Annotated in this window: 9 protein-coding genes; 6 read left to right on the top strand and 3 right to left on the bottom strand. The window is 54.0% G+C overall.

All coding sequences use genetic code 11. The features are described 5' to 3' along the window. Nucleotides 1–315: 315 nt before the first annotated feature. The gene (locus CBE72_RS19325) at nucleotides 316–1,590 is read left to right on the top strand and encodes a CinA family nicotinamide mononucleotide deamidase-related protein (protein ID WP_025011584.1); all 1,275 of its coding nucleotides are present in this window, start codon (nucleotides 316–318) and stop codon (nucleotides 1,588–1,590) included. A gap of 70 nt (nucleotides 1,591–1,660) precedes the next feature. Here the strand turns inward: CBE72_RS19325 and CBE72_RS19320 are convergent, their stop codons facing one another. The 3 genes from CBE72_RS19320 to argE all read right to left on the bottom strand — a co-directional run bounded on the left by CBE72_RS19320 (nucleotide 1,661) and on the right by argE (nucleotide 6,129). Continuing rightward, nucleotides 1,661–2,200, bottom strand: coding sequence for a YceB family lipoprotein (locus CBE72_RS19320; protein WP_100145916.1), 540 nt, complete (start codon nucleotides 2,198–2,200; stop codon nucleotides 1,661–1,663). Further along, nucleotides 2,197–4,833 (bottom strand): phosphoenolpyruvate carboxylase, encoded by a 2,637-nt coding sequence (ppc, locus tag CBE72_RS19315; RefSeq protein WP_100145914.1) that lies wholly within the window; start codon nucleotides 4,831–4,833, stop codon nucleotides 2,197–2,199. The genes CBE72_RS19320 and ppc overlap by 4 nt, the downstream gene beginning before the upstream one ends. 144 nt (nucleotides 4,834–4,977) lie before the next feature. Beyond that, nucleotides 4,978–6,129: an acetylornithine deacetylase gene (gene argE / locus CBE72_RS19310; RefSeq protein WP_100145912.1), complete on the bottom strand. Its 1,152-nt coding sequence runs from the start codon at nucleotides 6,127–6,129 to the stop codon at nucleotides 4,978–4,980. A 264-nt stretch (nucleotides 6,130–6,393) separates the two neighbouring features. Here argE and argC point away from each other — a divergent pair, with 264 nt between their 5' ends. The 5 genes from argC (at nucleotide 6,394) to argH (ending at nucleotide 11,798) form a co-directional block, all read left to right on the top strand. Continuing rightward, complete coding sequence (gene argC, locus CBE72_RS19305; RefSeq protein ID WP_100145910.1) at nucleotides 6,394–7,374, top strand: N-acetyl-gamma-glutamyl-phosphate reductase; 981 nt, start codon at nucleotides 6,394–6,396, stop codon at nucleotides 7,372–7,374. A 33-nt stretch (nucleotides 7,375–7,407) separates the two neighbouring features. Beyond that, the gene (gene argB / locus CBE72_RS19300) at nucleotides 7,408–8,190 is read left to right on the top strand and encodes an acetylglutamate kinase (protein WP_025011587.1); all 783 of its coding nucleotides are present in this window, start codon (nucleotides 7,408–7,410) and stop codon (nucleotides 8,188–8,190) included. 11 nt (nucleotides 8,191–8,201) lie between these two features. Beyond that, nucleotides 8,202–9,107, top strand: coding sequence for an ornithine carbamoyltransferase (locus CBE72_RS19295; protein WP_025889295.1), 906 nt, complete (start codon nucleotides 8,202–8,204; stop codon nucleotides 9,105–9,107). Between the two features lie 34 nt (nucleotides 9,108–9,141). Then, nucleotides 9,142–10,365, top strand: coding sequence for an argininosuccinate synthase (locus tag CBE72_RS19290; RefSeq protein ID WP_100145908.1), 1,224 nt, complete (start codon nucleotides 9,142–9,144; stop codon nucleotides 10,363–10,365). 65 nt (nucleotides 10,366–10,430) lie between these two features. Next, nucleotides 10,431–11,798, top strand: a complete 1,368-nt coding sequence (gene argH, locus CBE72_RS19285; RefSeq protein WP_100145906.1) for an argininosuccinate lyase — start codon at nucleotides 10,431–10,433, stop codon at nucleotides 11,796–11,798. The last annotated feature ends 5 nt before the right edge of the window (nucleotides 11,799–11,803 follow it).

Genomic DNA, 11,803 nt, shown 5'->3' with positions numbered 1-11,803 from the left:
TACCGGCCTGTCACGCCGGGGGTCGCGGGTTCGAGTCCCGTCCGCTCCGCCAACTTAAAGAGAAAGCCTCATCGAAAGATGGGGCTTTTTTCGTTTTTATCCGCAGATTTTTGATCCAGAACTGCGTTGAACTTTACCCCGCGACAAATCGATTTCTGCCCCAGCAAATTAACCCGCGTACAACTCTCTAAACTGCGTGTCATGCTGGTTTTCCACTCTCCCTGTTTCTCCCTTTCTTGTGTCTTCCAAGCCGTGCTTGCTATTCATCCAGTGGTTACTTAACGTATATGCAGTTTTTGCCAAAGGGATCTTTGAATGAAGTTAGAGATGATTTGTACCGGAGAGGAAGTATTGTCCGGTCAGATAGTAGATACCAATGCCGCCTGGTTTGCCAATGTGATGATGGAGCATGGGATTGAGGTGCAGCGCAGGGTTACAGTGGGGGATAGACTCGAAGATCTGATAGCCGTATTTCAGGAGCGTAGTCTCCATGCCGATATCATTCTGGTTAATGGTGGTTTGGGGCCAACCAGCGACGATCTCTCGGCCGAAGCTATGGCCAAGGCCAAGGGTGAGCCTCTGGTTGAGAACGCCGAATGGCGTGCCAAGATGGAGGCCTGGTTTAGCCGTAACAACAGAGAGATGCCAGCCAGTAATCTGAAACAGGCTTTGCTGCCTGAGTCTGCCGTCATGGTGGATAATCCGGTTGGCACGGCCTGTGGCTTTAGAGTCAAACTCAATCGTGCCTGGCTCTACTTCACTCCCGGGGTGCCATTTGAGCTGAAACATATGGTTCAGGAGCAGTTTCTGCCCTTTATCAAACAGGAGTTCGGCCTGGATGCAAAAGTTGCATTGAACAAGCTATTGACCCTGGGCCATGGCGAATCGACGCTGGCCGATAAGCTGGAAGCATTGGAGTTGCCTGCAGGGATCACCATAGGTTATCGCTCCTCTATGCCACATATAGAGATCAAGTTGTTTGCCCGCGGTGATAAGGCCATTGCTCTGTTGCCCCGAGTCACCAATCATGTGCGACAGGTTTTGGGCACTGCGGTTGTTGCCGAAAATCGCGCGACACTGGCGGAAGAGATCCATCACAGGTTGTTGAATTCAGGCCTAAGTCTTAGCCTGGCTGAGTCCTGTACCGGAGGTATGTTGACCAGTCAATTGGTGGCTTTCCCTGGCAGTTCTTCCTATTTGCATCAGGGGTTGGTGACCTACAGTAATGAGAGCAAGGTGCGGATTCTTGGGGTTCAACCTTCAACACTGGATGACCATGGCGCTGTGTCGATTGCCACCGTTGAGGAGATGGCGATGGGGGCCAGGGCGATACTGGATAGCGACTATGCCCTGGCCACCAGTGGTATTGCCGGTCCTGACGGCGGCACAGAGGAGAAGCCTGTCGGTACTGTCGCCATAGCCTTGGCGACCAAAGGCGGTTGTTACAGCCAGATGATTCAGCTGCCAAGACGTTCTCGAGAGCTGGTTCGCAGTCTTAGCAGCGCAGTAGCCTATGACATGCTGCGCCGCGAGTTGTTGGGCGAGGCGGTTATTGTTGACTACTCCTCTATTGGTCGATTTGCCAAATAGTCAAAGACAGCAATAGGTTAAATAAAAATACGCAGCCAAGGCTGCGTATTTTTGTGCTCTGAATATCGATTTATTTAAACTCCAGCACCAGCTTGCCCGGTTTAACCTGAAGGCTCTTGGTCATATCGGCCAGTCTCGCTTGGTTGCTGTCCTGGGTGTCCAGAACATAAACCGGCTGACTTTCGAGGAAGTTGCGGATAAAGCCCATCAACTGCGGAGCAATACCCTGTAAAGCCCGCTGAATATCCTTGGGATTGGACTCGACAGAGGTCAATTCCAGACCACGGAGATAGACGCCATGGGTTTGGTTGTCATACCAAGGCTTGGCCTCAAACTCTGTCGTCAGGTTGGCACGTAGGGGAAACAGCGGCGTTCTGAGTATCAGCTCAGAGGTGGCTTTCACCGCCATGGTATCCGGCTTGTGCCCCAATTTGACAGTTACCCGATTCAACTGGATCTCTGTTGCCAGTGGCCCCTGGGTGTCTTGCATATCCAGTTGCAGCTCTTTATTCAGATAGGATTCCAGTTGTCCTTCGCTGATGCTGTATTGGCTGACACAGCCGCCCAACATCAGCATCAACCACAGAGACAGCAGCAGTGGCAGCCTCATCCTGTATTCCTCATGCCCGCCGCGACACCTGCTATGGTCAGCATCAGCGCCAGTTGCAATTGTTCCGAAGTTTCCTGTTCCTTGCGACTTCGGGCCAACAGCTCGGCCTGCAGGAAGTTGAGCGGGTCGATATAGGGGTTGCGAAGCCGCACCGACTCCCGGTTCCAAGGAGTATGCGACATCAGGCTGTCAGAGCGGGTCAGTTCGAGTACTGCCTGGATCCCCTGTTGCAACCTCTCCCTAAGAGCCTCACCCAAGTGACGCAGTTCTTCAGGCACCAGGCAGGTGTCGTAATAGCGGGCGAGGTTGGGTTCTGCCTTGGCATACACCATTTCCAGCATGGAGATACGGGTGTTGAAGAAGGGCCACTGGCGTTCCATCTCCTGTAGCAGAGAAAGCTCTCCTCGCTTGGCCGCGGCTTCGAGCGCCTCACCGGCACCGAGCCAGGCCGGCAGCATCAAACGGTTCTGTGACCAGGCGAATATCCAGGGAATGGCGCGCAGGCTTTCGATACCGCCATCCACCCGGCGTTTGGCCGGTCGGCTGCCGAGTGGCAGTTTACCCAGCTCTACTTCAGGCGTTGCGGCTCTGAAATAGGCAACAAAGTCAGCTTCTTCCCTGACTATGCTGCGGTAGGCCAGTACAGATTCATCGGCCAGTCGCTGCATGCATTGCCGCCACTCCTGTTTGGGCTCGGGAGGCGGAAGCAAAGTGGCCTCCATCACCGCCGAGGTGTAAAGCGCCAGTGACTGCACTGCCAACTTGGGGAGGCCGAATTTGAAGCGGATCATCTCTCCCTGCTCTGTCACCCGGATCCGTCCGTCAACTGAGCCTGGAGGTTGCGACAGAATCGCCTGGTGAGCAGGGCCGCCGCCACGACCGATAGTACCGCCACGGCCGTGGAACAGAGTCAGTTTGACGCCGGCCTTCTTACACACAGCAACCAGTTGTTCCTGCGCCCGGTATTGTGCCCAGGCCGCAGCCATGACTCCGGCATCCTTGGCCGAATCCGAATAGCCAATCATCACTTCCTGCATGCCTTTGGTGTAACCCAGATACCAATCGATATCGAGCAGGGCAGAGATGCAATCGGCGGCATTGTTGAGGTCATCCAGGGTCTCAAACAGCGGCACTACCCGCATGGGATAGCGGCAGCCGGTTTCCTTGAGCAGCAAAAGTACCGCCAACACGTCGGATGGTTGGCTGGCCATGGATATCACATAAGAGCCCAGCGCTTGTTGAGGCTGAGTGGCTATCAAGCGGCAGGTTGCCAGTACCTCGGCCACCTCGTCTGATGGCTGCCAGTTTACCGGGATCAAGGGTCTGCGATTAGCCAGTTCCCTGAGCAGGAATGCCTGCTTTTCTGTCTCATCCCAATGGTTGAAGTCACCCATGCCCAGATAGCGGGTAAGTTCGGCAATGGCATTGGCGTGGCGCTCTGCATCCTGGCGGATATCCAACCTCAGCATATGAATGCCGAAGCATGCCAAGCGGCGCAACATATCCAGCAGCAGGCCATTGGCTATCAGGCTCATGCCGCAATCGCACAGGCTTTGATACAGCATCAGCAGCGGCTTTTTCAGGTCGTCCTGGTGCCAGATGATGCTATGGCTGTCGACCTCGGGCTGATGACCTTCGAGGCGGGCATTGAGATAGTCTATGGTGTTGCGCAGCTTTTGGCGCAGATCTCTAAGCACGTCACGATAAGGTTCACAGCTGCCGTTGGTATACTGGCTCAGCTCCTCGTTGGCTTCTTCCATGGACAATTCGCCAACCAGAGAGACGATATCTTTGAGATAGAGTCTGGCGGCGGCATGGCGGTTACGATCCAATACTTCCTGAGTGACCTTGGCGGTAACAAAGGGGTTGCCGTCACGGTCGCCCCCCATCCAGCTGGAAAATCGCACCGGAGCGATATCAATCGGTAGTTGGCTGCCGGTGCGCTCTTCTACCTGGTCGTTGAGCTGGCGTAAAAAGTCGGGAATCGCCTGCCACAGTGAGGTTTCGATAGTCGCCAAACCCCAGCGGGCTTCATCCACCGGCGTCGGGCGTTCGCGGCGGATCTCATTGGTATGCCAAATCTGGGCAATTAGCTGCCGCAGTCGCAGATTGATCTGTTTAAACTCGCGCTCGCTGAGCTGATCGTTTTCCAGAGCCGTCAGACAATCGACCACAGATGAGTACTTCTGGATCAGAGTGCGGCGGGATATCTCGGTCGGGTGTGCCGTCAGTACCAGATCTATGTTCATCTCCCTGAGACAGGACAGCATCTGCTTCTGATCTATCGGGCCGTTGAGCATGCGTCCGAGCAGTTGCTCCACGGGATCCGGTACACACACCAGCTCATCACAGTTGCGGCTGATGGTATGAAACTGCTCGGCGATATTTGCCAGGTTGAGAAATTGGTTAAAGGCTTTGGTGACCGGCACCAGTTCGTCATCGGGCAAGGCTGTCAGCAGTTCCAACATCTGCTGACGGGCGCTTTCGTCACCCTGACGGGAACTCTTGGCCAGTTGGCGGATCTGCTCCACCTTATCGAGAAATGGCTCCCCCAGATCGGATCGCATGGTGTCGCCGAGGATCTGCCCAAGCATACTGACGTTGGATCTTAAGGATGCATACATATCTGCCATCGTGTTGATTGCTCCAAAGAATAGTGAGAAAGAGTCGTCGTTTCGGGCGGACTTGAGTAGAGCACAATAACCAGCACTGTGCCCTGTGGTCAATACGCTGAGGTATTTGCCTCGCGTTGTTTCCAGCGGCTGTGGGCTGGATCATTATTTTATACAGGCATGATAAATAAGCTGTTTCAGCAAGTTTATCGTAGGTTTGATTTGCGCCGTATCCAAATATTCATCGGGCTGATGAGCCTGCTCTATGCTGCCGGGTCCCAATACCAGAGTGTGGCACCCCAGTTGCCGAATATAAGGCGCCTCGGTGGCATAGTTCACCACTTGCGGTGCCTGTCCCGCCAGGCTGGCGACCAGTTGGCTCCAGGGAGAGTCTCTATCATCGGCAAAGGGCTCTGAGCCGGGATAGAGTTCGCTGATGGAAACCGCCCCCGGGAATTGTTCGCAGACCGGCTGTAAATACTGCTGCAGCATGAGTTGCAGATCGGTCAAAGCCAAACCGGGAAGCGGGCGAATATCCAGATGCAGATCACAGCAACCACAGATACGGTTGGCGGCATCGCCGCCGTGGACATGGCCAAAGTTCATGGTTGGGTAAGGCACACTGAAGGCGTCTTCGCGATAGTGTTCACTCAAATGCTGCTTGAGTTTAAGTAGTCGGCCTATGATCAGATGCATCACTTCTATGGCATTGAGTCCCTTGGCCGGATCCGATGAGTGACCGCTGCGGCCCGTTACCCTAATGCCTTGAGCCATGTGCCCCTTATGCATATAAACCGGCCGCAGGCTGGTGGGTTCGCCTATGATGGCAAATTCAGGCTTGATTGCAGCGTTGGCGGCAAAGGCCTTGGCCCCATTCATTGTGGTTTCTTCATCGGCACTGGCGAGAATATAAAGAGGTCGCTTCATTTGTGTCAGCGGCAGTTGTTTCAAGGCCTCCAATATCAAGGCAAAGAAACCCTTCATGTCACAAGTTCCCAAGCCATACCAAAGATTATCTTTTTCGGTTAGCCGAAAGGGATCATGCTGCCAATGGCCTTCATCGAACGGCACTGTGTCTGTGTGCCCGGCCAGCAGCAGACCCCCTTGGCCAGTCCCCAGGCTGGCCAGCAGGTTATGTTTGTTGCGACTGCCGGGCACCGGCTGGCGGCGGCACTCCAACCCCAAATCGGCAAACCAGTTGGCCAGCAAGTCGATAACGGCAGCATTGGATTGATCTTGCTCGGGCTCCAGGGCACTGATGGAGGGCGAGGCGATAAGCGCACTGAAGCTTTCTGTGAGTTCCGGCAGTTTTTTCATGACTATCCTGCAAAACATTAAAAATAACTATTCATATATATTGCATAAATAAATTGCTGTGTTAGTCTAGCAAACAGCTAAAGCCAGTGTCATCTTTCATGGTGACTAAATTCAGTGAGACTAAGTATGTTGAGTTCGACCTTGAGCTTGATTCAGACCCAAAACTGCAATAACTCCCTGCGACGATAAACTTGTCATTAGGCGTTGAGCCACGGGCTTTCGTTGTGCCCTTCCTTTTTTGATTAGCTTGAAGAATTAGAAACCATGAAAAATATCGCCATCATAGGGGCCAGTGGATATACAGGTGCCCAGTTAACCGCCCTGATCCAAGCCGAGCCAGAGTTAAGCATTCAAGGGTTGTATGTCTCTGAAAATAGTCTGGATAAAGGCAAAAGCCTGGCCGAGCTTTATCCTGTATATCAACATATCTCTGCAGTGTTGCAGCCGTTAACGCCAGAGGCCAAACAACAGATAGTGGCGCAGGCCGACGCCGTGGCGCTGGCGACCGAACATTCGGTAAGCCTGGAATTGGCGGCCTGGTTTTATGCCCAGGGGCTGGCGGTATTTGATTTGAGCGGTGCTTATCGTTTCAGCGACGCGGCCAATTATCCCAAGTGGTATGGCTTTGAGCATAACCAAGCCGAAGTATTGGCACAGGCGGTTTATGGCCTGGCCGAGTGGAATGCCGAGGCGATTGCCAACAGCAAGATGATTGCGGTTCCCGGTTGTTATCCCACGGCATCCCTGTTGGCGCTTAAGCCGCTCAAGTCACTGATGACAGATGCCTTCCCCGTTATTAATGCCGTTAGCGGTGTGACCGGAGCCGGGCGCAAGGCGCAGTTGCACACCAGTTTCTGTGAAGTGAGTTTAACGCCCTACGGTGTGCTTGGTCACAGGCATCAGCCCGAAATCGCCAGCCAACTGGGGCAGGAAGTGATTTTTACTCCGCACCTTGGCAACTTCAAACGCGGCATTCTCGCCACCATTACGCTGCAGCTCAAGCCGGGTACCAAGGCAGAGGACGTTGCCGAGGCTTACAGCATCTACCATGGCTTGAGCATAGTCAGCGTAAAACAGAACCAATTCCCCAAGGTGGATGACGTGGTACACACGGGCAATTGTCATTTGGGATGGAAGTTTGATGAACAGAACCATTATCTGGTGGTGGCCAGTGCCATAGACAACCTGATGAAGGGCGCTGCCAGTCAGGCGCTGCAATGCATAAAGATTCACTTTAAATACTAATTATTCCCGGAACGGTTAGAGAGAGTTGTCACTATGAGCACGAAAGACAAGGTGTTGGTTCTGAAAGTTGGCGGCGCACTGATGCAGTGTGAGATGGGAATGGCCAGGCTGATGGATACTGCGGCGAAAATGTTGGCCCAGGGACAGAAAGTGGTTCTGGTTCATGGTGGCGGTTATCTGGTGGATGAACAGCTCAAGGCCAATGGCATGGATACGGTGAAGCTCGATGGCTTGCGGGTCACTCCGCCGGAGCAGATGCCGATCATCGCCGGCGCTCTGGCCGGTATGTCCAACAAGATACTGCAGGCGGCGGCCATCAAGGCCGGTGTCGCCAGCGTTGGCATGAGTCTGGCGGATGCCAACTTGGTCGATGCGGTAATTAAAGATGAACGCTTGGGGTTGGTGGGTGAAGTTTCCCCCAAAGACGGCAGCTATATCAATTTCGTCCTGTCTCAGGGGTGGATGCCTATCGTCAGCTCCATTGCAGTCTCCAGCGAAGGGCAACTGCTTAACGTCAATGCCGATCAGGCCGCCACAGTGCTGGCCAAGCTGGTGCAGGGCAAGCTGGTACTGCTCTCCGATGTTTCCGGAGTATTGGATGGTAAGGGGCAGTTGATCGCCAGTCTTAATCGCAGCGAAATCGACGACCTGGTGAAACTGGGCGTGATAGAGAAAGGCATGAAAGTCAAAGTAGAGGCGGCGTTGGAAGTCGCAGAACTCATGGGGCAGCCGGTACAGGTTGCTTCCTGGAGAGATGCGGCGCAACTGGCTGCATTGGCTCAGGGCGAAGCCGTGGGTACGCAAATAAAACCATAGGAGAAGGCAGTATGAAGCACCTGTTGACCATTAAAGAACTTACCCAATCCCAGTTGCTGGCGTTGTTGGACCTGGCCAAGAAGATCAAGGCCAATCCGGCAGACTACCGACACGCGCTTGCGGGCAAGAGCGTAGTGATGCTGTTTGAAAAACCTTCCCTGCGTACCAGGGTCAGTTTCGATATCGGTATCCACAAGCTGGGTGGCCACTGTCTTTATCTGGATCAACAAAATGGTGCTTTGGGCAAGCGCGAATCTGTTGCCGATTTCGCCGGTAACCTTTCCTGCTGGGCCGACGCCATAGTGGCACGGACTTTCAGCCACAAGACCATAGAAGGCCTGGCCGAGTTCGGCACTGTGCCTGTGATCAATGCGCTGTCGGACTTGTACCACCCTTGTCAGGCACTGGCGGATTTTCTGACCCTGTCAGAGCAGCTCGGTGACTTGAGCAAGGTGAAATTGGCCTATGTGGGTGATGGCAACAACGTGACCCATTCATTGATGATAGGCGCTGCCATATTGGGTGCCAGCATGACGGTTATCTGCCCCGAAGGGCATTTCCCCGATGGTCTGATTGTCAATGAAGTACAGCAACTGGCGGCCGAGAATGGAGGCAGCCTGATACTGACTTCAGACATCGCCGCCCTGGAAGGTCAGGATGCCGTCTACACTGATACTTGGATTTCCATGGGCGACCAAACAGAACTTTCTGATATTGAAGCAAAATTTAATCCTTATCAGATCAATCAGCCGCTGATGGATCAGTATAAGGTGAAGTATTTTATGCATTGTTTACCCGCTCACAGAGGGGTAGAAGTGACAGATGAGGTGATGGATGGCAAAGGTTCTCTGATCCTGCAACAGGCAGAAAACCGCATGCACGCGCAGAATGCCGTTCTGGTAACACTTTTGAGCTGATGGCCAAGGGCCAGTTGAATCTAGGAAAATTAAGATGTCTATTGCACAGAAAAACACAGATGTAAAAAAAGTTGTCCTGGCTTACTCCGGCGGCCTGGATACCTCGGCCATTATTCCCTGGCTGAAAGAGAACTATAACAACTGTGAGATCGTCGCCTTTTGTGCCGATGTTGGACAAGGGGAAGCCGAACTTGAAGGTTTGACAGAAAAGGCGTTGGCCTCCGGCGCCAGTGAGTGTCATATTGTTGATTTGAAAGAAGAGTTTGTTAAAGACTACATCTATCCCACCATAGCGACCGGTGCCATTTATGAGGGAACCTATCTGCTGGGTACCTCCATGGCCAGACCCATTATCGCCAAGGCTCAGGTGGTAGTGGCTCGCAAGGTCGGCGCCGATGCCCTGTGTCACGGTTGTACCGGCAAGGGTAACGATCAGGTGCGTTTCGAAGGCTGCTTTGCCGCATTGGCGCCGGATCTGAAAGTGATTGCTCCTTGGCGTGAGTGGACCATGGAGAGCCGTGAAGATCTGCTGGCTTACCTAGCTGAGCGCAACATCAAGACCTCGGCTTCGGCCACCAAGATCTATAGCCGCGATGCCAACGCCTGGCATATCTCCCACGAAGGTGGGGAGCTGGAAGATCCCTGGAATGAGCCCAGCAAAGAGGTGTGGACCATGACAGTCGATCCGCTGGATGCGCCAGATGAGCCTGAGTATGTCAGCTTGAAAGTGGAAAACTGCCGGGTGACTGAAGTCAACGGTGATGCCCTGAGCCCCTATGCGGCGCTGATGAAGCTGAACCAGATTGCTGCCGCCCACGGTGTTGGCCGTATCGATATCACTGAAAACCGGCTGGTGGGGATGAAGTCCCGTGGCTGTTATGAGACACCGGGCGGCACTGTCATGTTTGCAGCTCTGAGAGCGGTAGAAGAGTTGGTGCTCGACAAGACCAGCCGTAACTGGCGGGAACAGGTCGCCGCTCAGATGGCACATCTGGTCTATGATGGCCGTTGGTTTACGCCTCTGTGCAACTCGCTGTTAGCGGCATCCGAGGCATTGGCCAAGGACATCAACGGCGAAGTGGTGATCAAGCTCTTCAAGGGCCAGGCGGTAGCCGTGAAGAAACGTTCTCCCAACAGCCTGTATTCCGAGGCGTTTGCCACCTTCGGTGAAGACACGGTTTACGATCAGAAACACGCCGAAGGCTTTATCCGCCTCTACTCTCTGGCGAGCCGTATCCGCGCGCTCAACAGTAAGTAAGCGTCAGTATATCAGGGGCGCATTGGCGCCCCTTAGTTTTTATGCCCGAGAAAGAGGACCTTATCATGGCTTTATGGGGTGGCAGATTCAGCGGCCAAAGCAGCGAACTTTTCAAACTCTTCAACGATTCCCTGCCGGTGGATTTCCGTTTACTGGAGCAGGATATCCAGGGCTCAGTCGCCTGGGCCGAGGCGATAACCCAGGCCGGCGTGTTAACTCAGGAGGAATGCCAGGCCCTGACTCAGGCGCTGGCTGAGTTGCTCGCAGAAGTTAAAGATACGCCGGAGCAGATCATCGCTTCCGGCGCCGAAGATATTCACAGTTTTGTGGAATCACAGCTGATCGCCAAGGTGGGTGACTTGGGTAAGAAGCTGCACACCGGCCGTTCGCGCAATGATCAGGTGGCGACCGATCTCAAGCTGTGGTGCAAACAGGAAGGCGCACACCTGCTGAGTCTGTTGATTGAAGTCAAACAAGGGCTGCTGGCCTTGGCCGAGCGCGAGTTGGATGCGGTGATGCCGGGATATACCCATCTGCAGCGGGCGCAACCTGTGACCTTTGGTCATTGGGCTTTGGCTTATGTGGAAATGTTTGAGCGGGATATCAGCCGCTTGCAGGATGCACTGAATCGCCTCAACACCTGCCCTCTGGGTTGTGGCGCCTTGGCGGGTACAGCTTATGCCATCGACCGTCAGGCGCTGGCGGCCAGCCTGGGCTTTGCCTCTGCTACCCTCAACAGTCTGGACAGCGTGTCTGATCGTGACCATGTGATCGAACTCTGCAGCGATGCCTCTATCAGCATGATGCACTTAAGTCGTATGGCCGAAGATATGATCTTCTTCAATTCCGGCGAAGCTAACTTTATCGAGCTGGCCGACAATGTCACCTCAGGTTCTTCCTTGATGCCGCAGAAGAAGAACCCCGATGCGCTTGAGCTTATCCGCGGTAAAGCGGGCAGGGTATACGGCAGCTTGATGGGGATCCTCACCACCATGAAGGCGCTGCCACTCGCCTACAACAAGGATATGCAGGAAGACAAGGAAGGCTTGTTCGATGTGATGGACAGCTGGAGCCTGTGCTTGAAAATGGCAGCTCTGGTGCTCGAAGGTGTCAAGGTTAACCGTGACAATGCGTTGGCTGCAGCTCAACAGGGATACGCCAATGCCACTGAACTGGCGGACTATCTGGTGGGTAAAGGCATGCCCTTCAGACAGGCGCATCACGTTGTGGGTGAGGTGGTGCTGCAAGCTATTGCCGAGGGTAAGCCACTAGAAGCCTTGCCACTTGAAGTCTTGCAAGGCTATGCCGACATCATAGCGGAGGATGTTTATCCGCATCTGAGTATCGATTCCTGCCTGGCGAAGCGCAATATTCTCGGCGGTACCGCGGTAGAGCAGGTCAAGGCCGCACTGACAGCCAAGCAGGCCAAATAGAAGCT

It is taken from the genome of Shewanella carassii (assembly GCF_002777975.1).
Classification (GTDB): Bacteria; Pseudomonadota; Gammaproteobacteria; order Enterobacterales; family Shewanellaceae; genus Shewanella; species Shewanella carassii.
The sequence above is the reverse complement of the archived record's forward strand: the minus strand, read 5'-3'. Positions and strand labels throughout refer to the sequence as shown.

Excerpts from the sequence above, each read along its gene's own strand:
- CBE72_RS19325 (WP_025011584.1), top strand. The coding sequence starts at position 316 with ATGAAGTTAGAGATGATTTGTACCGGAGAGGAAGTATTGTCCGGTCAG.
- CBE72_RS19320 (WP_100145916.1), bottom strand. The coding sequence starts at position 2,200 with ATGAGGCTGCCACTGCTGCTGTCTCTGTGGTTGATGCTGATGTTGGGC.
- ppc (WP_100145914.1), bottom strand. The coding sequence starts at position 4,833 with ATGGCAGATATGTATGCATCCTTAAGATCCAACGTCAGTATGCTTGGG.
- argE (WP_100145912.1), bottom strand. The coding sequence starts at position 6,129 with ATGAAAAAACTGCCGGAACTCACAGAAAGCTTCAGTGCGCTTATCGCC.
- argC (WP_100145910.1), top strand. The coding sequence starts at position 6,394 with ATGAAAAATATCGCCATCATAGGGGCCAGTGGATATACAGGTGCCCAG.
- argB (WP_025011587.1), top strand. The coding sequence starts at position 7,408 with ATGAGCACGAAAGACAAGGTGTTGGTTCTGAAAGTTGGCGGCGCACTG.
- CBE72_RS19295 (WP_025889295.1), top strand. The coding sequence starts at position 8,202 with ATGAAGCACCTGTTGACCATTAAAGAACTTACCCAATCCCAGTTGCTG.
- CBE72_RS19290 (WP_100145908.1), top strand. The coding sequence starts at position 9,142 with ATGTCTATTGCACAGAAAAACACAGATGTAAAAAAAGTTGTCCTGGCT.
- argH (WP_100145906.1), top strand. The coding sequence starts at position 10,431 with ATGGCTTTATGGGGTGGCAGATTCAGCGGCCAAAGCAGCGAACTTTTC.